23 protein-coding genes are annotated in these 23,295 nt (G+C 45.1%); 3 read left to right on the forward strand and 20 right to left on the reverse strand.

The features are described 5' to 3' along the window. Positions 1–2: 2 nt before the first annotated feature. The 4 genes from frlC to ABXS75_00890 form a co-directional block, all read right to left on the reverse strand. Complete coding sequence (gene frlC / locus ABXS75_00875) at positions 3–833, reverse strand: fructoselysine 3-epimerase (protein XCP85399.1); 831 nt, start codon at positions 831–833, stop codon at positions 3–5. A gap of 52 nt (positions 834–885) precedes the next feature. Beyond that, complete coding sequence (frlD, locus tag ABXS75_00880) at positions 886–1,707, reverse strand: fructoselysine 6-kinase (protein XCP85400.1); 822 nt, start codon at positions 1,705–1,707, stop codon at positions 886–888. 84 nt (positions 1,708–1,791) lie between these two features. Next, positions 1,792–2,787 (reverse strand): SIS domain-containing protein, encoded by a 996-nt coding sequence (locus ABXS75_00885; GenBank protein XCP85401.1) that lies wholly within the window; start codon positions 2,785–2,787, stop codon positions 1,792–1,794. A gap of 45 nt (positions 2,788–2,832) precedes the next feature. Continuing rightward, positions 2,833–4,197, reverse strand: a complete 1,365-nt coding sequence (locus tag ABXS75_00890; GenBank protein ID XCP85402.1) for an amino acid permease — start codon at positions 4,195–4,197, stop codon at positions 2,833–2,835. Between the two features lie 556 nt (positions 4,198–4,753). Here ABXS75_00890 and ABXS75_00895 point away from each other — a divergent pair. Both ABXS75_00895 and ABXS75_00900 read left to right on the forward strand, forming a co-directional pair. After that, entirely contained in the window at positions 4,754–5,488 is a 735-nt protein-coding gene (locus ABXS75_00895; protein ID XCP85403.1) for a GntR family transcriptional regulator, read from the forward strand. A gap of 44 nt (positions 5,489–5,532) precedes the next feature. Next, on the forward strand, positions 5,533–6,261 hold the full coding sequence (locus ABXS75_00900) for a GntR family transcriptional regulator (GenBank protein XCP85404.1): 729 nt from the start codon (positions 5,533–5,535) through the stop codon (positions 6,259–6,261). Positions 6,262–6,386: 125 nt separating this feature from the next. Here ABXS75_00900 and ABXS75_00905 read toward each other — a convergent pair whose 3' ends face one another. From ABXS75_00905 to ABXS75_00975, 15 genes are all read right to left on the reverse strand, one after another. After that, positions 6,387–7,445, reverse strand: coding sequence for a PDDEXK nuclease domain-containing protein (locus tag ABXS75_00905; protein ID XCP85405.1), 1,059 nt, complete (start codon positions 7,443–7,445; stop codon positions 6,387–6,389). A gap of 150 nt (positions 7,446–7,595) precedes the next feature. Then, positions 7,596–8,435 carry a 16S rRNA (cytidine(1402)-2'-O)-methyltransferase gene (gene rsmI, locus ABXS75_00910; protein XCP85406.1) on the reverse strand — a complete coding sequence of 280 codons (840 nt, stop codon included), beginning with the start codon at positions 8,433–8,435 and terminating at the stop codon, positions 7,596–7,598. Position 8,436: 1 nt separating this feature from the next. Then, positions 8,437–9,192: a tRNA1(Val) (adenine(37)-N6)-methyltransferase gene (locus ABXS75_00915; GenBank protein ID XCP85407.1), complete on the reverse strand. Its 756-nt coding sequence runs from the start codon at positions 9,190–9,192 to the stop codon at positions 8,437–8,439. Beyond that, positions 9,182–10,093 (reverse strand): stage 0 sporulation family protein, encoded by a 912-nt coding sequence (locus ABXS75_00920; protein XCP85408.1) that lies wholly within the window; start codon positions 10,091–10,093, stop codon positions 9,182–9,184. The genes ABXS75_00915 and ABXS75_00920 overlap by 11 nt, the downstream gene beginning before the upstream one ends. 3 nt (positions 10,094–10,096) lie before the next feature. Further along, on the reverse strand, positions 10,097–11,086 hold the full coding sequence (gene holB, locus ABXS75_00925) for a DNA polymerase III subunit delta' (protein ID XCP85409.1): 990 nt from the start codon (positions 11,084–11,086) through the stop codon (positions 10,097–10,099). A 70-nt stretch (positions 11,087–11,156) separates the two neighbouring features. Then, entirely contained in the window at positions 11,157–11,753 is a 597-nt protein-coding gene (locus ABXS75_00930) for a guanylate kinase (GenBank protein ID XCP85410.1), read from the reverse strand. Continuing rightward, positions 11,746–13,227 (reverse strand): aminotransferase class I/II-fold pyridoxal phosphate-dependent enzyme, encoded by a 1,482-nt coding sequence (locus ABXS75_00935; protein ID XCP85411.1) that lies wholly within the window; start codon positions 13,225–13,227, stop codon positions 11,746–11,748. Before ABXS75_00935 ends, ABXS75_00930 begins: the two co-directional genes overlap by 8 nt. Before the next feature lie 231 nt (positions 13,228–13,458). Next, positions 13,459–14,376 carry a hypothetical protein gene (locus ABXS75_00940; GenBank protein XCP85412.1) on the reverse strand — a complete coding sequence of 306 codons (918 nt, stop codon included), beginning with the start codon at positions 14,374–14,376 and terminating at the stop codon, positions 13,459–13,461. Further along, on the reverse strand, positions 14,376–14,609 hold the full coding sequence (locus ABXS75_00945; protein XCP85413.1) for a hypothetical protein: 234 nt from the start codon (positions 14,607–14,609) through the stop codon (positions 14,376–14,378). The genes ABXS75_00940 and ABXS75_00945 overlap by 1 nt, the downstream gene beginning before the upstream one ends. Further along, entirely contained in the window at positions 14,609–15,223 is a 615-nt protein-coding gene (locus ABXS75_00950; protein ID XCP85414.1) for a hypothetical protein, read from the reverse strand. Before ABXS75_00950 ends, ABXS75_00945 begins: the two co-directional genes overlap by 1 nt. A 126-nt stretch (positions 15,224–15,349) precedes the next feature. Continuing rightward, positions 15,350–15,793, reverse strand: coding sequence for a DUF3781 domain-containing protein (locus ABXS75_00955; protein XCP85415.1), 444 nt, complete (start codon positions 15,791–15,793; stop codon positions 15,350–15,352). 343 nt (positions 15,794–16,136) lie between these two features. Next, positions 16,137–17,201 carry a DUF4340 domain-containing protein gene (locus ABXS75_00960; GenBank protein ID XCP85416.1) on the reverse strand — a complete coding sequence of 355 codons (1,065 nt, stop codon included), beginning with the start codon at positions 17,199–17,201 and terminating at the stop codon, positions 16,137–16,139. Positions 17,202–17,205: 4 nt separating this feature from the next. Continuing rightward, positions 17,206–18,750 carry a GldG family protein gene (locus ABXS75_00965; GenBank protein ID XCP85417.1) on the reverse strand — a complete coding sequence of 515 codons (1,545 nt, stop codon included), beginning with the start codon at positions 18,748–18,750 and terminating at the stop codon, positions 17,206–17,208. Positions 18,751–18,762: 12 nt separating this feature from the next. After that, the gene (locus ABXS75_00970; protein ID XCP85418.1) at positions 18,763–19,629 is read right to left on the reverse strand and encodes an ABC-2 transporter permease; all 867 of its coding nucleotides are present in this window, start codon (positions 19,627–19,629) and stop codon (positions 18,763–18,765) included. Next, complete coding sequence (locus tag ABXS75_00975) at positions 19,613–20,746, reverse strand: ABC transporter ATP-binding protein (protein XCP85419.1); 1,134 nt, start codon at positions 20,744–20,746, stop codon at positions 19,613–19,615. Before ABXS75_00975 ends, ABXS75_00970 begins: the two co-directional genes overlap by 17 nt. Positions 20,747–21,043: 297 nt before the next feature. Between ABXS75_00975 and ABXS75_00980 the strand changes: the two genes are divergently transcribed. After that, entirely contained in the window at positions 21,044–21,535 is a 492-nt protein-coding gene (locus ABXS75_00980; protein ID XCP85420.1) for a prolyl-tRNA synthetase associated domain-containing protein, read from the forward strand. Positions 21,536–21,832: 297 nt separating this feature from the next. Here the strand turns inward: ABXS75_00980 and ABXS75_00985 are convergent, their stop codons facing one another. Next, positions 21,833–23,152 (reverse strand): hypothetical protein, encoded by a 1,320-nt coding sequence (locus ABXS75_00985; protein ID XCP85421.1) that lies wholly within the window; start codon positions 23,150–23,152, stop codon positions 21,833–21,835. Positions 23,153–23,295 lie beyond the last annotated feature (143 nt).

Here is a 23,295-nt window from a genome sequence, read left to right on the forward strand (position 1 = left end):
CCTTAGAATCCCGCCTCTTTCATGTAGGCTCTTACATTGTCAATGCTTCTTCTTGCATACAGCCTGGGTTCATTGATATATCCATTTACCAGCTCCAAGGTGGCAGTCCCTTGATATCCCGCCTCTTTTAGCTCCATAAACAACTCGCGAAGAGGAATGGAACCCTCACCGGGGACAATGTGGCTATCTGTTCCCTGCTCTCCATCAATAATATGGAAATGATACATTTTTTCACCAAGCTTGTCCAGATATGCCAAAATACTCTCATACTGCACAAAAGGCGGCACAAGGTCACACATTCCCACCACATAGGGAGAATCAATTTTCTGAAACAGCTCCACCGCGTCATTGGCGCTTGTAAATACATTGCTTTCATAAGGCGTCAACGTCTCGACCACCAGCTTCACGCCTGTTTTCTCTGCGTGCTCGCCTAACTCGCGTACCGTTTTCTCCATGCGGTCCCAGATTTCCCGGCGAGTAGCCAGATAACCTGCATGAGCCGGGCTGATCAACATGTAATCGGCTCCCAGTTCCTTTGCCATATCCAAACATATCTTCAAATATTCTATGGCATCCCGTCTCTGCCGTTCACTACCGATCATAAAATTATATGGGTAGGCATTATGCTCCGGGGTATATCCCAAAACCGGCATCTCGTATTGATCAATGAGGCGTTTTACCTCCCCTATTTCTCCGGCTTTCAGATCCGGTGCAAATGCGTGGGGACGTCCTCCCCATAGCTCGATGAAATCATATCCAAATTTTTTCGCATCCTGAAAACAGTGTTCCAGCGGGTTTCTCTGATACCCAAATGTAAACATCCCGATTTTCATTCCATTTTCTCCTGTTCTATTATGCCTCTCGTAATATCTGGCAGCGCTTCATCTACCATTCCTGCCAGGCCGGTATCACCGGACAGCCTTGCCACGGGCCAAATACAGATACGACCTTAGCCGCCACTTGTGCCCCCTTATCCAAAGCCTGCTCAATTGATCCGGACATGCTATATTCGTAGATAAAACCTGCAATAAAGCTGTCGCCCGCTCCAACCGTATTTACCAGATTTGCCTGCACAATTTGGCCTCTGTAAAATCTCGCGCCGTCATATGCCAGGCTTCCCTGATCTCCAAAGGTTGCAACGGCGACTTTCATTCCTCTGTCAACTTTATCTTTTAAATACTGTTCAATATAGGCGTCTCTGCCTGCCGGGTAGGAAAAAAATCCATAATCGACGAATGGAAGAGTCTTTTCGACCAGCGGATGCTCCAATTGATTTGAGTAATCAAAGCTGATCGGAACCTGCTGCTTTTTTATATGTTCCAGTGTATTTTCTGCCATTCCCCAGATAGCACTATGAACCCAGTCGTGTTTTGTGCAAAAAGAAATATCCTCCTCATCAAAGCTCATCGTTTCCAAAACGCCTTCCAGATATTCTCCATGCACCCGGTCCAGTCCGTTCATATCCATATAGGTTACGGCCGTTGCCCCATTTTCTACTTTTAAATGGCTCACATCCAGTCCGGCCTTTTGGAGACTCTCATACATCCAACGCCCATGAAAATCACTGCCCGTCGTTGAAATCACTGAAACAGACGCTCCCAGTATTTTAAGATTGACTCCTGTGTCTACAATATTACCGGTTGGATATTTTTTATCTAATTTCGGATAAATATCAATACAGTTATCTCCTATTACCGCTATTTTCATTTCTCAATCTCCATTTTTTCAGAAGGGAGCAGGCATTTTCCTTCCTATCACTTTCCATGCCTGCTCCCTGTACTCCGGTTCTTCTTAGTAATCCAACTGACGATAATATCTGCGGATAGAAAGCGGATGGCAGTTCAGCTTCTCTATGTACGCATCGATTCTCTGCGTCACGCAGTGCATTACCATATAAGAGATCAATCCTCTAAATTCCGGGCTGATTCCCTTCAGCTCATAGTCTTTGGTGTCAATGATCGTATAACGTGAGGTAATCTGCGGCAGGAAACGCGCTACACGTTCACATAACGGACGTTCCTCATCTTCTCCCATGAACAGTGTCACATTCGTATCCCGATCGATGATCTCCAGTGTTCCATGGAAAAATTCGGCAGCATGGATAGATTTTGTACGCAGCCACTCCTGCTCCTCTACGTAGCACATTGCATAAGAGTAGGTAGCACCCCACATATTTCCCGCGCCAATGTAGTAATGGATCGGGTCGTCCTTATGTGCGATCGCGAACTGCTCGCCAAATGCATCGGCTGCCTTCTCTACTTCTACCAGATCCTCTGCAAGATGCTCATCCAGTTCTTTATAGAAACGCTCATAATCATCAAACTCTCCGTTTCTGTACATCAGACGATGTGCCAGCATGAACAGCTTCATCTGCTCATTCTTCGGATAAGAGAGCAGGTAGTCGGACATTTCCGCCAGCGGTGAATTTGCCTCTTCAATAAATCCTACAACGGTTGCGCCAAGTTCTTTTACTTTTTTCACGGCTTCAACCATTTCTTTTGTTGTTCCGGTAACAGATGCGATCACAACCACAGACTTATCTGTCAGACGTTTATTTCCATTTGTCAGATACTCTGCTGCGCTCTGTGTATAGAACGGCAGCGCTGATTTTCCGATGGTTCCGTCTACTACCTGCATACTGGATGCCAGAGTTCCTCCCATCCCCATAAAGTACATGCCGTCAAAACCCTTTTCAAAAAGCTCGTCTGCGATCTTTTCTACCTCGGGACGCCGTACAAGCATCCCATTTACATTGTCAAGCTGCCACTGCTCATCAAATTTTAACATTTCAAAATCCCTCTTTCTTCTTATTATAATATTGTCAGATTATGATTAACCTTTCATTGCTGCCTTCTTATTCTTGCTTTCCCAGTAATAATATACCGGAAGTCCTGTTCCAACTACGACAACCGCCGCGATGATACCCGGAATCGGTGCCCACATAAATGTGGAAACAATCAGGGTCATGGTAGTTCCCATAGCCACTACGATCATAAGCCCCCATGCCGGCATTCTCCAGGTCGGCTTGTAATCTGCTTTTCTACGTAACAGAAGAATACTTGCAAAAGTCATAAAGTTTTTCACGAGCGCTACCAGTGTAAAATATCCCAGCAGATCGGAAAGTGATCCCGCGAATACCATGATGATCGCTACTGCACTCTCGATAAACAATGCTACATACGGTGTTTCCCACTCTTTATGGATCTTGCCAAAAGCTTTAAAGAAGAGGCCGTCTTTTGCCATTGCATATGGCATACGTGCGGAAAACATGATCTGGCTGGATAACACGCCAATGATAACGATTACCGCGCACACGCCGGTAATAGTACCTGCCGCTTTTCCGATCATCGGAATCTGGGCTGCCGCGTCAGCGATCGGAGCGCTGCTGTTCGCCAGCTCATCGATCGGCAGAAGACCCGTTGCAACAAATGACAGTAACAGGTAAAGCAAACTTACTACGCCTACTGAAATAATTAAGGCGCGCGGCATATTTTTGTGTGGATCTTTAATCTCGCCGCCCATGTAGCAGACTGCACTCATACCATCAAAGGACCATGTCGTTGCCGAGATCGCACCAAGTAAGGTTGCAAAGCCGGCGGAAGCTCCCGCCGCTGCCGGCGCTGTGATCAGATCGCCTTTTATGTAGAAGATTCCGACTCCAATCAAAAGAATGAACGGTAAGATCTTAAAAGCTGTAATAAATGTCTGGAACTTTCCGCCGCCTTCTACGCTTCGTGCGTGTAAAAACGTAAATCCAACAATCAACGCAACCGCAACAAACTTCAATACAATACCGTCCCACCCCAAAAGAAATCCAACATAGTTTGCTGCTGCAAGCGCCATAACTGCGATTGCATTGGAATCTGTCGCCCAGAAACTGATCCAGCCGGTAAGGAACGCTAACGGTCTGGAACCTGCCTCGCGGAAATATACGTACTGCCCGCCGTCTTCCGGATAAGCCGTCGCCAGCTCTGCATAACACAGATTGGCCGGAACATTGATAATACCTCCGATAACAAACGCTAACAACATGATAATCGCTGTGTGGCTCGCTGCCGCCACCTCGCCTAATGACGAGAATATACCCGACCCAATCGTACTGCCTACACTGAGGGCCACTGCTGCGCCAAGCCCTAATTTTCTCTTCAATTCAACCTGATTCCCTATCGGCTGAACCTTTTCTTGTGTTTGTGCCATCGCACTTTACCTCCTTTTATTTAGATGAGTTTGCGTGATTTCGGTACCAAATCTGATTACATATTAATCTTATAGATGAATTTTGTCAATATAAAACCAATTATTTTCTGTTTTTCAGTTCATTTCCACAAATACACCGTCTCTGTTTTATAATAATTGCACAATAAATTCCTTCTTTTCAAGCCTTTTCTCCCCTTCAAATCAATTATTATATAAATAACATTCCTAAAAAATAAACCAGATAACTTCCTCTAAACTTGATGGATTCTAAAAATCATATACTTCCTTAGCATAATCCAGATGATTTTTATACCAGTTACCCTTCTCTTTTTTATGAACAACTTATATTTTCTTCCATTTTGTTCGAAAAGTATACCTTTTCCGAGTCATTTATTATACAAAATTCCAAGTTATTTAAACCAATCCACTCACCATTCGGTATAACGTCTCACATCTTTCCAGGTTTCAAGCCCAATTTGATATGTTGACATTTTTTTATAGATGTTCTAAGATGATACTTAGACGACAAAATATACAAATTTGAGGAAAATCTGCTATGAAAATAGAATATCAAAAGCCTCGCGATGAGGCTATCGAAAAAATTGAAAACTATATTATAAAGAACGGATTACAGGCAGATGATCAGCTTCCTTCGGAGCGGAAGATGTGCGAAATGTGGAATTTCAATCGTACGACGCTCAGAAGTGCAATCAAGCAATTGATCTCACAGGGAATAATTTATAATAAGACCGGTTCAGGCACCTATGTAGCAAGGGAAAAAGTAATACGCAATCTCCGCGATATCAAAGGGTTGCACCAGGCTGCCGTCGAAGCACAAAGAGAAATCACAAGCCAGATACTTGGTTTAAAGCTTTGCGAGACCTCTAAGAATATCGGTCAAAAGATGAAACTGCCTTTGGGGCACAAAGTCTGGCGGCTGGAACGGGTCAGAAGTCTTGATGGAGTACCGGTAACGATATCCACCATTTTTCTGGACGCGAAACGTTTTCCGGGGCTCGATGAACATGATTTATCCAACGCCTCCCTCTATACGATTCTCAGACAATTTTACGGGGTAGAGGCGCAGAGCGGTTATGAAAAGTTAAGCATTTCCAGTTGTGATGAGAGAGAGGCACAATATCTGGCGGTAGAGCAGGGGAGCCCGGTTATATACCAATCGGGCGTTACCAGCGACAGCGAAGACCGAATCTTTGAATATTTTAAGGAGATTACCAGATCCGAGTACGTTTGCTTCGCCAGTGAACTGACTCGAAAACCGGCCACTTCATAGACTTAGTACACCACCAACATACATTCAAAAAGGAGGCGTTTATTTTGTCAGGAATAACAGAAATCGATTATCAGGCTCCGATGTACGTACAGCTCCGCGAAGTTATACGTTCCAAAATAGAAGATGGAGAGTATGCACCCGGAACAGCGATACCCACGGAGAATGTACTCGCAGAGACCTACGGAATAAACCGCCTGACGGTTCGCAGTGCGGTCGACACGCTGGTAAAGGAAGGGCTGCTAAAACGTGTCCAGGGAAAAGGAGTCTATGTATTGTCCAAATACGAACGGGATCTGGAAGTGCTGGGCGGTTTCACTCAGACGATGAATGAGCAGAATGTCCGTGCGGGCAAAAAGATCTTATTGCGCGGGCAAAGGCGGGCTGGTGAAAAATATGCCTCAATCTTTCAGATTGATGAGGATGATGACATTTATTATATTAAACGTTTAGACTATGCTGATGATGAGGCGATTGCCATTCAGGAAATCTATATCCCATACAATTTAGTGCCGAATATAGATGACATCGATATTTCCGTATTCAGCATGCTCGAAATCTACAAATTTTATGGGATAAATCCCACCAGAGCATGGCAGGTTCTGGATTTGGTACAGTTGGCTCAATCAGATGCGCGAATGATAAATATCACGAAAGATGACACGGTATTTCTGTTCTCCTGCACGACATATGACGAAAACAAGCGGGTTATCGAATACTCAAGATCCTATACTCGGGGAGATAAATGTAGTTTTACCGTTCATTTTCACAAGTAAAATTCCTTAAAAATACATATAAGGGCAACCTTTGGTTACCCTTATATGTATCGTCATAGTTGCTAAAACAGCAAACTGCCTTACAAAAAATCAAAATCCCCTGTAATCAGAATCTGTAAGCCAATTTATTCAGCCAACTCATTTTCTATTTCTTCAACCGTCGGCAAGCTGCTCTTAAATTCCTCACGAAGCACCTTTGTCAATTCATATTCCGCGATTCCGATTGGTTGTGAGATATCATCAAGAGCATATTCCGCAACAACATCATCTTTATCTTTACAGATAAGTATACCTATTGTTGGATTGTCCTGTTTCGTTTTCATCTGTTTATTAACGGCGGTTACATAAAAGTTTAATTTACCCGCAAATTCTGGCTTGAATTTCTCCGTTTTCAACTCCACGACAACATAGCAATGTAGACGGACATGATAAAAAAGTAAGTCCATATAAAAATCACTTTCTCCAACATGCAAATGTACCTGCCTGCCCAAATATGAAAATCCTGTGCCCAATTCCAACAGGAACTGTGTAATCTGGTTAATGAGAGCAGCCTCTAATTCTTTTTCATTATACTCTTCACGCAATGTCAGGAAGTCAAAATTGTATGGATTTTTCAATGTCTGCTCCGCCAAATCAGACTGCGGCTCTGGTAACTTTAACTGGAAATTGGTAATAGCTTTCCCCTGTCGGCTATATAAATCACTATCTATCTGATGCTCCAAGACAGTCCTGCTCCATCCGTTATCCATTGTTTTTTGCACATAGAACAAAGCTTCTTGGATATTTTTACATTTATACATAATCCTCTGATTATGGCCCCAAGGAATTCCTTTTACCATTTTTTCAATCAGTTCCATTTGGCTTACAGCCTGTAAGCCATTTTCATCGGAGTTGTAAAATGTGTACCAATAACGTATGCTTTTCAAATTTTGCACGGAAAAGCCTGACATATCGGGAAAAGTTTTCTTCAAATCCCTGCTCATTGTTGTAAGAAACGCATCACCCCATTTGGCATGTTTCTGTTTTGTAACAATATCTCTGCCTATATCCCAGTACAAATCAAGCACCTCATAATTCACTTTAACAGAAGCTTTTATCTGACTATGCTTTATCTTATTCTTTATATTTTCTATCCATGTCTTGTATTCGTCATCCACAACAAAGCCGACCTCTCTATCTGCCACGTATATTCCTCCAATCAGTATATCCCATACAGAGTTTGCATATTCGGTCTTTATTGTAGCATACGACAATAAATTTTTCCACTCTGCAAATGGTTAAAGACGGCATAAGGGACACTTCCTTATGTGAAGTGCCCCTTTCACAGCCACTTTTTATAAAAGAGCCTTATACACGTCTCTCTTCCCCATTCCGCGGTCCTTTGCCACCTGCTTCATGGCTTCCTTCTTCTCCATTCCCTGCCCCAGATAATATTCCATATGCTCAGGAATGCTCATTTTCTCCCATTCGTCCCGCTTTTCCTGCACGATCTGATCCCGACTCTTTCCCTCGATGACCAGAACGCATTCCCCTTTCGGTTCATTACTCTCATAATAAGAAAACGCCTCTGCAAATGTGGTGCGAAATGCCGTCTCATGCTTCTTCGTGAGCTCCCGGCACACGGTAAGACGCCGTTCTTCCCCCAGCACTTCCCCCAGTTCCCTAAGCGTTCTGACCAAACGGTGCGGCGCCTCATAGACTATCATCGTCCGGGTTTCCTCCGCAAGCTCCGAAAGTACCATTTGCCGCTCCTTCTTATCTGCCGGCAGAAAGGCTTCAAATGCAAACCGTCTGGTAGAAAGTCCCGATAACGTAAGCGCCGTAATACAGGCAGCCGCCCCCGGAAGGGAAGTCACAGGAACTCCCGCCTCATAGCACATCTGCACCAGTTCCTCCCCCGGGTCAGAAATCCCCGGCGTTCCGGCATCCGTGATCAGCGCGATATTTTCCCCCGCAAGCAGACGCTCCACCAGCTTATGTCCCTTCTCGATCCTGTTATACTCGTGATAACTCGTCATCGGCGTTTTAATTTCAAAATGATTCAGCAGCTTGATACTGTTTCTCGTATCCTCCGCCGCGATCAGATCCACTTCTTTTAAGGTACGGATTACCCGAAACGTCATATCTTCCAGATTCCCGATCGGGGTCGCACATAAATATAATGTTCCTGCCATCTTATACTCCTCCGGTCCCGTCCATTCCGTAATGCTCCAGCACTTCCTTCGTATACCGCCCGTCCTTCTCATAAATGATCAGCGGCGGTTCCACCGTCATACGCGGTTTCCCATTCCGGATCCCTTCCACCAGAACCATATTCGGCTCCTTATCCACATACGGGTACACCAGCCGCATGCGTTTCGGCTCCAGATTCACCCTGCACATTCCTTCCAGAATCTCTGCCAAACGGAACGGACGGTGCACCATATAGAATCTTCCCTGGGGTTTCACGATTCTGGCGCTCTCCCGCAACACATCTTCCAAAGTACACAGGACCTCATGCCGCGCGATCGCCTTGGCGCTCTCGGGATTGGCCAGCCCGTGGCCTCCAATCATGTACGGCGGGTTCGTACTTACCACGTCAAAAGAAGAACCGCCAAATAGTTCCGACGCCTCCCGTATATCCCCCGTGACGATCGACACACGCCCCGTAAGCCCATTATGCTCTACGCTCCGCCTTGCCATGTCTGCGCTTTCTTCCTGAATCTCCAGCCCGGTAAAATGCTCTCCCGCAGTCTTTGCAGCGAAAAGAATCGGGAGAATACCCGTTCCTGTCCCCAGATCAAGAACACATTCTCCCGTCTTCACTCTGGCAAATGCCGAAAGCAGCACCGCGTCCATTCCAAAACAGAAACGCCCCGGGTGCTGGATAATCTCATAACCCTTTATCTGTAAATCGTCTAACCTCTCTCCCGGTTTCAGATTAGTTGTCATCTAACTTTGACGCTCCTTCACCTTTTTCCAGAGCCGCAAGCTCCTTCATCTCCTGTTTGGAAAGCTTCACATCGTTCTTCCGCCTTCTGGGCCTGAATTTCAGTTCACCCGCTTTATATTCGCGAATCTCCTTCTCGTCGTTATCCAGGGTCACCACCACTTTCACCTGCTGCCTGAGCACGCTGAGCGACTGCACTTCCCCTTTCAGTCCTTCCGGCGTCGTGACCGTATCTCCCACTGACGGCAAATGACTATTCAGCTCTTCATAAGTCTCTTCCTCATTGGTCAGACAGCACATCAGCCTTCCGCACACACCGGAAATCTTGGACGGATTCAGGGACAGATTCTGTTCCTTCGCCATCTTGATAGAAACCGGGGCAAACTCCGACAAATAGGTATGGCAGCAAAGCTCCCGCCCGCAGATGCCAATACCGCCGCGGATCTTCGTCTCGTCCCGGACGCCGATCTGCCGAAGCTCGATCCTGGTGCGGAACACCGCCGCCAGATCCTTCACCAATTCCCGGAAATCGATTCTTCCGTCCGCCGTAAAGTAAAACAGTACTTTATTGTTATCGAATGTATATTCCGCATCGATCAGCTTCATCTCCAGACCATGCTTCTGAATCTTCTCCAGACAGATCTGAAACGCCTCTTTTTCCTTCTTGCGGTTCTTCTCCTCTATTCTGCGGTCGTCGTCAGTAGCGATTCGAATGACAGCCTTCAGCGGCTGCGTAATCTCCTCGTCTGCCACTTCCTTGGTGCCCAAAACTACATTTCCAAACTCAACGCCCCGGGCAGTCTCTACAATTACCTGTTCCCCCTGCTTAACCTTCAGTTTTCCCGGCGAGAAATAATACACCTTCCCTGCCGTGCGGAACCGGACTCCAATCACTTTTGTCATCGTCTAATTCTCCTTTATCGTGAGCAGCATCAGCTCCATCACCAGTTCAAAATTCACATTCGCTTTTAAACGCGCCTTCGCTTTTTCTATGCCCTGAAGAATCGTCTCGATTCCCTCATAAGAGCTTTTCCTTGCGCGCTCCCGGATATATTCAAGCTGCTCGCCAAAAATCACTCTGTCAATATTCTTTGTCGCTTTATAAATCAGAACATCACGATACCAGATCATCAGGATATCCAAATAATCCGTGATCTCCAGCTTATAGACCGAAATACGCTTTACCGCATCCATGAGATCAGGAAGCTCCATGGTATCAATAGATTTCAGAAGCAGAATCGCCTCGTCCTTGATCTCATTAAAATGCTCGGAATTCGCCAGCATGATCGCTCGTCCCACATTACCCTGCGCAAATGCAGTACACACATCGGCTTTGTAATCCGGCACTTCCAGATGCTCCATAAGATATTTCTTCACTAATGTATCTTTAATATTGCGCAGCTTCAGCATCACGCACCGGGAGCAAATCGTCGGCAGCAAGCTCTGTGCGTTCTCCGTCAGCAAAAAGATCACCGCATAGGCCGGCGGCTCCTCGATGGTCTTCAAAAGAGCATTCTGCGCCTGCACCGTCATCATATCCGCATCAGGAACAATATAAATCTTATATTTTCCACTATATGGCTTTATCTGGATATCTTCGTTGATCTGTACTCTGATATCGTCCACGCTGATGGAATTCGGCTTCTCATGTGTTACCCGGATAATGTCTGGGTGATTACCGCTTACCGCCTGACGACAGGAATGGCATTCATAACACGGATCTTCCGAATTATTCTCGCACTGAAGCGTCATAGCGAACAGCCTCGCCAGAAGCTTCTTCCCGCTTCCTCTCTCCCCGTTTAATATATAGGCGTGGGAAACTTTATCCTGACTGCATGCTGTCTGTATATATTGTATGATATCTGTATGTCCTACGACATCTTTAAATCCTGACATATCCTCACCCTCTTTATCTGTAAAATACCTAATATCATTTTATTAGTATACCACATTTTCCTCTGAATACCTAGTCTAAATTCTCACACAAGTTTTGAATTCTTTCTGAAATTTTTCTTAATGTCTCGTTAATTTCTATATTTTCAAAGCGTTCCCGAATCCCCAGGCGTTCGATGTTCTCTTCCGCGAAATCCTGGGTGTCAGCCAGAAATCTGCGGCACATCTCAGCATACTTCGGTTCTCTCTGCTCCCGCTCCCGCCTAAGTGCGCGGCTGAGGCGCTCGCCGTCCTCCACTTCAATATAGAGAGGAACCATCACCTGTTCCCCGAAATACTCCCGCATCTTTTCATAAGACTCCAGCGTTCCGATCATCAGGAAATCCTCATGCGCAAGGTCGAACTGTCCGTCGTCTACTGTAAAATATTTCCAAACGCCATACACAGTATCATAGGCGCGAAGTTCGATCACCTTTCCCTCATCCAGAAAAGCGTCCAGCTCCTTCTCCCCCACAAAATGGTACTCCACCCCTTCCGTCTCCCCTTCCCGGATCGGACGGGTGGTGTAGATCGTCACCGTCTTTAGCTGCGGCATCATTTCCCGCAGTTCTTTATAGATTGTATCTTTCCCTGATGAACTTTTCCCCATCAGATAAAATATCTTACCCATTTTTCCACACCCTGATATAACCTTCCCGGCAGATTCCCTCAATGCGAAAATGCTGCCGCTCATAATATGTAAGAAGCTCCACCGCTTCCCTCGCAATCCGCTCGCCCGGCACGATCACCGGACTTCCCGGCGGATAGAGGTAAGCGAAATCCATGGAGATCCTGCCGGCACTTTCTTTCCACAAGATTTCCTCACACTGGCCGGCAAACTGCATTTCCCGTATCTCATACGGGGTATAGATCTGCTCCTGCCTGCATATGCGGCCTGGTATTTCCTGGCAGGATTTCCTGGCTATTTTTTCCGGATTATACGTACCCGTTTCTTCTGGCATTCTCCCAAGCTCCCGCAAATTTTCTCCCCCAACACGCATTAGTTCTTCATCAATCTCAAACAAAGCATGTTTCAACCGCTCGAACCCTTCTTCCGTATCGGCAATCGATGTCATTGCCAGTACGTAGCTGCCCGCTGCCATTTCCATCTGCAAATGATAGTCATTTAATAGTTTCTCATATAACGCATGACTTGTCAATTCCGTTCCAGCCACAGAAATTACCAGTTTAGAACGGTCAAAATGTTTGGTCTGCACAAGGTGCAATTTCCTAAGCCCTCCAAGCTCTTTTCTCAGCCCCCCAAGCCTGGCGGCATATCTGTCAAACAGTTCCCCGCTCTTTCTTTCCAGCAAGTCCACACATGCGTCCAGGCTCGCCATAAAAATATAGGACGGGCTGCTGCTCTGCAGCATATCCAGATACATACGGATCTTCCCCCGGTCTGCGTATTTCCCATTGAGGTGCAAAAGCGCCGTCTGCGTAAGCGAAGGCAAGGTTTTATGCAGACTATGAATCACCACATCTGCCCCGAGACGGTTCGAATTCTCGGGAAAATAAGAATGGAACCCAAAATGTGGCCCGTGCGCCTCGTCCACGATCAGCGGAATTCCATGGGCGTGAGCGACCCTCGCTATCCCCTCCACGTCCGACACCACGCCGTCATAGCTGGGCGAAACGATGACCACCGCCCGGATATCCGGCTCAGCCACCAGCATATTTTCCACGTCCTTCTTCTGAATTTCCTCATTAATCCCCGATTTGCCGTCAAACTCGGGATAAAGATAGCGGGGCACAAGTCCATTCAGGTAAATGGCATGGTAGATCGACTTATGGCAGTGCCGCGCCACCAGAATCTTATCTCCTCTGCGGGTGCAGCCCAGAATCCCGCTCAGGATTCCCACCGTACTTCCATTTACAAGGAAATGCGTCTCATCTGCCCCAAATACTGCCGCCGCCCGTGCCTGGGCTTCTTTAAGGATTCCATCCGCATGATGCAGATCATCAAATCCTTCTATCTCCGTGATATCGATACTATAGGGAAGCGAAATTCCCATCACGTTCTCATTCCGTTTATGGCCCGGCATATGGAAACCATAGTAGTCGGATTTGGAATATTCTTCTAATTTTTCATATAAACGTTTCATCGTAATTTTTCCCTCGATAATATATTGTTCACTTTATCGCTCATTTTACTGCACCCCTGTTAAATTGTAAATAGCGTCAGCAAAATGTTGCTCTATTTCCAACACAAGTGCATCTTTTAGATATACAAAGCAATAAAAGAGTGTACAGATTGTTGCTCCAATTTCTGCCCACTCTTTTCCCCTATCCGCTATAATTACTCAGTTTCTCCTGCCTTTGCCACTCTTTTTTCATTATGTAATAAGTGTTTTAAGTGCACTTCTACTTTTAATTGCCTTTAATAGTTTTTCTTTTTCTTCTTGCGATATTTTCTTAGAGGATGTTTGAATCACATTTTCTATAATCTCCATAACTTTATCATACTTTGTTTTTATAGTGATATCTTCTATAAATGCGACAGCTTCCTCATGTTTGGGATTTAATTCAGTTCTTTCCAAAATTTCTTTTTTTAACTGTTTTAACTGTTCTTTATTACCTATAATACACATGGAATTAAGATCCTGACTTAACATATCCTTCCTTGCTTGAGCCGACATAATCCCTTCCCAATCTGCTGTTCCAACCCGCGAATACATATTTCCCACTAACCACCCCAATTTAGCTTTAAATTCATCTGTCAACTCTATTCTTTTTGCCCGCAAACACTCGTCATAATGTTCATTACTTTTTAAAGCAATTGACACCTTTAAATAGGCAACCATAGATTCAGGAAATCTTAATGCTTCTTCTTTATAAAGAAAAAAATATTCAGGCTCAGTATTATTATACAATCTTTCAACAACCTGATATGCTCGATCTTTATTTTTTTCATCCATTAGCAAAAGTCCATGATTCTTTTCAGCATATTTTCCTTTGATAAGCATTCTCTCTAAGAAATCTGTGTAACTTCTAATAGCCGCCAGTGTAATATATGGAGTTTTACAGGGTTTCCCGTTTCTTCGCACTAAGTCGCAACTTTGGGATAGAACCATAAAATATTTATATTGTTCATTTAAAAAATACGGGTGAACCTCCTTTAACACTAATGACAATTCCTCAGTAATTGCTAGAATATCTCCTTGGCAAAGGGAAGACATGTCAGGTTCTGTTTTGTAGGTAAAATGGATATTTTGGTCTATTTTATATCCTATTGTTTCTTTTTGCAAAGACATTAGTTTCCTCCTAACATCTTATTAATTTTCTGATATGTTTCTTTCACTTTTTTTTCTGCATAGTTTACTTTTCTGTAACCTGAAAACGTTTTTTCATCAGTTCCTTTCTTTATCATTTTTATTACTTCAATTCTTTCTTGTCTACTTCCTTGGGTATTTTCTTCTGTTTCTTTCCTATTTTGAGAATATACCGTCCTTCCAAATTCTACTTTAATATGCTTCGTATTTATCATTATTCATCACCCTCTATTTCATATCCTAACCCACGTAAAATACCGCAAGATTCTTCAATAAAATTTTTTATATCATCTATACAAAAATTAGGTTTATTTTCCCCTGGATTATGATGTTCATTAAAATGTACCATCAGATTTTTGTTTTCTAAATTACAATCCATATTGATAAATTTATCATCACGTTTTAAAGTCCTACTGATTTTTGTTGAAACAACTTCATATCCATTCTCCACAATATCCCTAGTGTCTGACATTGAATCAATCACCTCAGCAAATAAAATACCCTCTTCTTCCAAAAAATCAGCATTTAGTCCATAAGCAAATAATTGTGGTGTATATGCTTTTTCTACAAAATTATTTATGCATTGGCATAATTTATTTAACGTTTCATCATCTGTATTGATAACAGAGAAAACTACCTTACTCTGTCCAGGGGAAACTACAACACCATTTTCTCTATATGACACTGCAAAATCAGACCCTTGCCCATTAATTCCTATCTCAATTTCTTCTTTTTCAAATACATTATTCGCTACCCAATCTGGTTGAATATATAGTTTATTCCAATCACCAACTAAAACTATAGTTAACGAGTCATTAATAAAAACCATTTTTTCTCCTTTTCTCTTAAATATGTATTATTATATTCTTTATCATTACCATGTTTCACATTTCTATAATATAATTACTGCGTGTTCTTTAAACCAATCGCTTTCACTAAATGATAGCCTTTGAAATTATAATGCATCCTCTAATTCATATTCTGAATAGCCACACATATAATCTTCATCTTTACCATGTGAAGCCCAAATTAGTGCAGCTTCATCAACTGGTAGACATTCACTACTATAATAATCTCCCTCATATCTAGCAATTTCATCATCATCAATAGAAGACTCGCAACCACAATTAGGGCATCTCAACATCTTTTCGTCCAAATCCAGTTCCATGTCAACACCACATTCACAACATTCATAACTTGCCATAATCTTTTTCCTCCATTTTGTACCATTACCTTTGTTTTCAAAATGAACCTCTGCATTCTTATCTAATACCCTATTTTTATAGTACCCAACCACATCGTCGGTACCTGATTTGAAATTTTTCTTTATTCTACCGGCACCCGTTTTCGTAGTATGGATTTTATCAATATTATCTAACAGCATTTGTTTCTTTTGCATTGCGTTTTACCTGTAAATTTCACTATCTCTATCATATAACCATTTTATCAGAAACCATTTCTACTTTCCACATATTTTCAAGGAAATAACAAATCCCCACCCACTCGCCAAGAGTAAACTGAACATCTACACTACTCTCGTCTAACTGGCAGGGATTCGTTTCATGACAGCTAAGAGGGCTTTAAACATCTCTTTATCCGTAGGAATTAAGCAATCTGATTACACCGGCTTTAAAAGACGGAACGGATTGATTTTCAACCCGGAATGTTGCCAAATCGTTGCCGATACTTAGATAAATTTACTTGAAACCTGTATAAATACTTGGTTCTCAAATTCTATTTCATCACTCAAACTCAGAGAGCCCCAGCGCCTGCTCCACATTCGTAGCCGTCACCCGATTGACCATCTGGGAGCCTTCAAGCTGCACGTAATAATACGTCCCCGTATCATCTTTACTGCCCACATAGAAGGTAATCTCCTTCTCCTCGTCAGAGTCCACCGTTTCTTTGTAGGTCAGCACCACTTTCGTCCGTTTTCCTTCCGCTAATCCATATTGCCCCAGGGTGCCATCGGTCACATGATAATCGATGCAATCCGTAAAATAGAAGCTGGCAAGTCCGTCGCACACGGAAGAAACTCTGGCACTCTTCTCATCTTTTACCTCGTCGTCAGCCGATTCCGCATTTGCCTCAGCAGACTCAGTATCCGCATTTACATCTTTATTCGTCTCTTGATCCGCATCAGATTCTTGTTCCGTATTTTCGCTGCTTTCTTCCTTAGTATCTTTATCCGCAATATCATATACCGATTCTGTTCCATCCGGCATAGTCACGATTTCCTTTACAAAATTATTTTCCGTGACAGAGACAAATTGATCCTTCTTCGCCACATCAGAAATCTCCCAGAGCAGCCCGGAAACCAGGGCAGATTCCACCGTATATACCGTTTCCTGCCCTTCCTCCATAAAGTAGTAATTTTCCCCGGCTGCGTCACCTACCAGGAAGGTATGCGTCTGTTCGTCCTCCCCGGAAAGCCGGAGCCGGTACTGCGGCTCCTCAAGACCATAATCTGCCAATGCATCCGGACTCTCAATCGTTTTCAGAGCCGTGATATCGGAAAATGTATTTTCCAGCGTTTCCATGGTATCCTCTGCGAGCCCTATCGTCTCGTCAGCCCCATATACCCATTCGCCGTCCTTTTTGGAAAATGACATCACTGTCCCGTCACTCTTCTCATACTCCATGGCGGCCAGACTGTCTGCTTCAAAAATGTGAACCTTTTGGGCCTGCCTCTTTGCCTCTTCCTCCTCGTCATTGGATTTATTCCAGGATTTTAGTCCTAAGAAAATGGCAACAAGCAGAGCAAAAATAAGGAGAAGAATCCATAACGTTTTCGATTTTTTCATCATTTTTCTATGCCTTCCTCCTTCTCATCCAAACCACAAATCCGAATACAAGCACTGCAAGCGGAATCACAAATATCACGATCAGGCTGATGCTGCCTGCGTGCATCGGCGTATTTTGCTCGGTGGCGAGGCTCTTCGCCTCAATCGCCAGATTCTCCACATCATCAAAATTCTCCGTCACCGAATTGACGAATAACGTCAGGTTATCCAACGTCGTGAGCTGATCCGTGATTTCTGAATTGATCATGGAAGTCGATGCAAGAACAGTCAGCCTTGACTCGCGGGGTTCCTCCGTATCGTCGATAGAAGTACTCGAATCACTGTCAGACTCTGTATTTCCCTCGGCGGAATCATCACCCGACTCTGCAGCGTCCTCTTCCGTTCCATCTCCTGCATTCTCCTCGGCATCGTCCCCCGAACTATCCTCACCATCTGCGCTCACCGCCTCTGTCGCAACTGCCCCCAGAATATACTGCCCTTCCGCTTCATCATTCTCCGTTACCGCATAAGCATTAGAAGACGTCTGCATGAACGGCGAAACCATCAGACTCTCGCTATCTTCTGTGTCCAGTTTTTCCATTCCCAGAGAATTCACCAAAAGAACCATCTCATTGCTGATTCCCGTCCCCAAATCTCCGCTAAGAGAAAGCTGCGGGAAAATCGCGTAGTAATTTCCCTGATAATTTCTCTGCATATCAGCGATATAACCGTCCGCCTTCCTAAGACCATACCGTTCCATCACCGCGTTCAGATTCGGAGTCGAATTTGCCGCATCTCCGAGAATCAAATACACATTTCCGCCATCTGCCAGATAATTCAGAATCAACTCTTTTTCATCATCTGTAATATCCGAGGTCGGCCCATAGAGGAACAACAGATCACAATCCGACGGAATCTCCGGATTCATGCTTAGATTGATCTCCTCTGTCTCCAGATTATTTCTGGAGAACAGGTCCGTCACTGAAGTGGAAAATGTCTCCTCGCCATGACCGCTGGTCCGGTAAATCTTCTTCACGGAATCACTGGTGACATAATTCACCGCGCCGGTGAGCTGTCCTTCTCCGTCAAAGGAAGTCTCGCTCATTTGCCCCGTCGTATAATAGGAATACTGATCGTATTCAATAATGCTGGAAAATGGAATCGTCGTACTTTTCCCGGTCTCCTCGCAGGAAACCACGATCACGTCTCCCTCGGTATCATTCTCCTTGAGTGCAGACGGGTGAAGCACGCTGTCCGTCCATTTGACCTCGATCTTCCCTGAGAGCGCCGCATATTTTTTCACAAATGTTTCAATCCTGTCATCTATGGAATCCAATTCGGCGATCACATTCATCGTGACCTTCTGATCCAATTTCTTTAACATATTTCTTGAAACATCACTGATTTCATATAATCGGTTATCACTGATGTCAACATTTTTCCATTTTTCCGGGAGCTGGGAAACCACCAGATTCACCACGACCGCAATCGCGATCACGACCGCTGTAAGCACCAGACTGTATGTACCGTATTTGGAAGACGCGCTCTTCCACATTTTTTTGATTCTATCCATGCTGCTTCCCTCCTAACTCCAGCGTCTTTTCTGAATTGACTGCATAGTCAAAAATACAAACACCACAATCAAAGTCAGGTACATCACAATGCCTTCCGTATCAAATAGCCGGTTGATCGCCACATTTTCAAATACTTCCCCGATATAAAGCCTGTTCATCAGATTCACCAGAAGATTCTCGAACACCTCTCCCTTCACGAAACTCACGATCACAACGGCTGCCACGCCTGCCACTTCCAGCACGCCCGCTATGATCCAGTTCTTCGTCACCTGGTAAATGATTCCCGCCACCAGGGTGACCAGCACCACGATACCGACCATGCCGCTGACCTTAGAGGTCGGCATAAAATTCACCAACCCGCCCCAAAGGTAAATGACGAGCAGCGCGCCCACCGTCGTTACCGCAGCAATAATCTGGCTTTCTGTCAGTGAAGAAAGAAACATTCCAACTGCAATATACACGCACCCCATCAGATAAAATGTTAAAATAGACAAATAGTCGACCTTTAAATATGCCGTCCCAACACTCTTTATGATCAGCGGAAATATGCAGTAAATCGCACACGGCAGCGCAAATACCGTCGTCATGGCAAAATATTTTCCCAATACGATATCTTTAAGTCCCACTGGAGCAGTCAAAAGGAACTGATCTGTTTTATTTTTTCTCTCCTCCGCGAATGACCGCATCGTGAGGAGCGGAATTGCAATGATTAATATGTAGTTAATGCTCATCAAAACGTAGGAAAAATATGGGTAACCGGAATTCAGGTTATATGCCATAAAATAAATGCCGGTAAACGCCACCATGAATGCGGTCAGAACATATCCGATCATGGACTGGAAATACGCCTTAAGTTCACGCTTATAAATCGCTGTCATCTGCGGTCACCTCCTCTGTTTGGTCTGCCTGGTCTATTAAATCGCTCACTAAATTTTCTGAAATTACATTTTCGATCAGAATATCTTCCACTTCGGACTTGCCTACATTTCCCAGCTCGTGCTCGCCTGTATCTTCTATCCCAGTCTCGCCTGCCCTCTTCTGTGTCTTATTCAAGATCGGCGAACTCCCCTGTGTCAGCTCCAGGAATACATCTTCCAGCGTACTTCTGCTGTGCATCAGCATAAGCAGCGGACATGCGCTCTTTGCAAACGCATGGAACACATTTTCCCGAATATCTTTGCCTTCTTTTGGAGTCAGACTTACGTGAACAGTACCTTCTTCATTTCCCGGCTCATATTCTGCACGCTTGACATCAGATACCGTTTCCACAATAGCTTTCACTTCTTTTTCCTTGCCCTTAGCCAGGATTTCTATGGTCTGCTGCCCCTCCAGCATTCTCTCCAGGTTCTCAGGGGTATCGCTTGCGACCAGTTTTCCCTTGGAAATGATCATGATATAGTCGCAGACTTCCTGAATTTCCGCAAGAATATGAGAGCTTAAAATGACGGTATGCTTCTTCGCGAGTTCACGGATCAGTTCGCGGATCTCGATAATCTGTTTCGGGTCCAGTCCCACCGTCGGTTCATCTAATATGATGATTTCCGGAAAGCCCAGAATCGCCTGCGCCAGCCCTACCCTCTGCCGGTAGCCTTTTGACAGGTTTTTGATCAGGCGGTGCGCCACATCGGTGAGTTTCACCAGCATCATTACGCGCTGCACCTGGCTTTCCCTTTCTTTCCTCGGTATTTTCTTCAGTTCTGCCGCAAAATACAGATATTCCTCCACGGTCATTTCCATATAGAGCGGCGGCATTTCCGGCAGATATCCAATCGAGCGTTTTGCCAGCTCCGGTTCTTCCAGAATATCATGCCCGTTCACGAGCACCTGCCCCTCAGTTGCCCCCAGATATCCGGTCATAATGTTCATTGTCGTGGATTTTCCGGCGCCATTCGGTCCCAGAAATCCGTAAATCTGTCCGGATTGCACGGTAAAATTCAGATGATCTACCGCCATGTGAGAACCATATTTCTTCACAAGATTTTTCACTTCAATCACTGCATTTCCTCCTCTTCGCTATTTGCACCAGCCATTTTCCCTACTCCAAAAAGCCTGTTTCTGCGGCCACAGAAATACTCCCCCTTGGCAGATTTTGACCGGAGAACAATTTACATGCATATTACAGTATAGGAAGGAAGTGTGAAAAATTTGCGGGAAAATTATGTTTTTTCTGTGTGTTTTGTGTGTTTATTTTGTGATGATATTGACTTGCTGGTCATGAAAGCTCCGTAATAATTGACTTTTCCCCCTCCGTTCAGTATAATATTTCTAATTTCAGTCAAAGGAGATCTCGTTATGGAAAATCAAAAGCAGCGCATTTATGACGAATTAAAAAAATTAGGAATCAAATATGAAGTAGTAGAACATGAACCCGTTTACACCATGGAAGATATGGACAGGCTTGGACTTCCCGCCAAAGGAACCCTCTGCAAGAACCTGTTCCTGCGCGACTCCAAGGGAAAACGTCATTTCCTCGTTACCTGCGATGAGGCAAAACGGGTAGATCTAAAAGCGCTCGCCCATAAGCTTGGAGTGAGCGGTGTAAGCTTCGCTTCGGAAGAACGACTGGAAAAATATCTCGGGCTAAAGCAAGGCAGCGTAACTCCTTTTGGTCTGATCAACGATACCGATCACGCCGTAGAATTCTTCATCGACCGCGACCTGACCAAATGTAAGAGCCTGGGAGTACACCCCCTGGAGAATACGGCAACCGTATTTCTTTCCTACAAAGACCTGGATAAATTTTTGTGGGAACTGGACGTAGATGTCATGCAGATACGTCTGTAACTATTCGAGTCAAAATAAGGTCCACCCGCCCTTATTTCAGGCATGCTTGGCTACCGGACATTCACTTAAATATGCCTGGCAACTTTAAAAGGACAATAGCAGCAAAAGCCACACACTTTCCTTTTTACTGCTACTGTCCTTTATTTAATGTCTTATATCAAACTGGAAATCCATCAGCCTTTCACTGTATACACCTGATTACCAAACTAAAATTTAGCCAGTCCCTTCACTCAGTCAAACAGTTCCCGCCTTAACCAATCATCTTCCAAGCTCAGGTCTCATCAGAACTCCTCCTTTTTACGTAAGAAATTCCTCCAAAATCTCCCGGATCCTGGCCTCTTTCGGTACGTCCTGCCTGTCATGCTCTGCGCGGACTGCTTCCTCCGCCCCTCCGGGAGCTTGTCCGTAGAACCTTCCATTTTCCATACCGGCCCCATCTTGCCCGTATCCTCCGGCTGCCTGCACATATCCGCTGCTTACCGGCTGCGCCTGCACGGCAGCCTGTCCCTTCTGACGCAGCACATCTCCCGCCTTGCGGCGCCCTCCCCGGTCCTTCCTGCCCTCGGAAGACCGGTTTCGTTCCTCTCTGATATCCTGAGAATTCGCCTCCGCCGACCGGTACTGCATATTCCGTTCTCCATACGAATCTGCTCTGTAGACATCTTCCCCCTGATTCTGAAAATATCCATTTTCCATGCGCCGTGCATTTGCATTTCTCTGAGGCACTGCCCCCGCCCCGGAAGGCATGTCCCCTCTTGTTCGCGCATACCCATAATTCTCAGGCGGCAGATCCTCTCCGTCCTCCATTCGCAGAACCACGCCCCCATCCGTCGGATGGCGCTGCGGAGATGTCGGCGGAAGTGGCGCCCTCTGGGGAGACGGCTCCCTGACCGGCATATTTTTCTCCGGCTGCACCATCGGATCATTCATCGGCGGAACCTCCTGGGGCCTGGGATCTCCATAAGGAACCTCCTGCCTTTGCCTATCCGCATAGGCCGCTTCCGAAACCCCGGCATTAGCGTAGACCACCTCTCCGGGCCGTTCCTCTGCCGCATCTGACGGCGCTCTCTGCACAGTTACCTGGAATCCTTTCTGCTGATTCTTCTCATACCGGTGTGCATATGTATTTTCCAAAAAATCCACCATATACATTCGCGCGGCCTGAATCTGATATTGCTCGTCCGTCAGATTATGAACGATGAATAGCACCAGAACCCCGGCGCCTCCCACAATTCCATACTGGTACACATTTCTTCCCAGCCCGTCCTCATAATAGGCCAGTCCTGCTCCGACCGCCGCAAACAGCGCGCATAGCCAGATTGCCGCCCGTTCCAGCCGTTTCAAACTATGGAGCCTAAGCCCCAGCACCCGATACTCATACACATACTTGTCCACAAATGCACCCACATTTTGCACCCTGTCGCTCACCATACATGCATGTTCGAACTTTGCCCTCACCAAACGCATCAGCGAATGATTGCTTTTGCTCATGTTACTTGCCGCCTTCACAAGGCGTTTCAGCGAAATGCCGGCCGTCAGCTTTGCTATGATCCCTATTGCAATAGCCGCTCCGACGAAGTAAAAGACTACCTGTCTGTCTACGATTGTCTCCAACATAATAGAGTCCTCCTTCTCGCGATTCCTTTGGAATTTGCCGCGCAGCGTCCTGCCCGGCGCGTTACCTTCATGGATATTCTACACCATGTTTGCGAATTTGGACTCATAAATCGTTCCTCAAATTACGACAAGGAAAATAGGGA

The organism is Roseburia hominis (assembly GCA_040702975.1).
Classification (GTDB): Bacteria; Bacillota; Clostridia; order Lachnospirales; family Lachnospiraceae; genus Allocoprococcus; species Allocoprococcus hominis_A.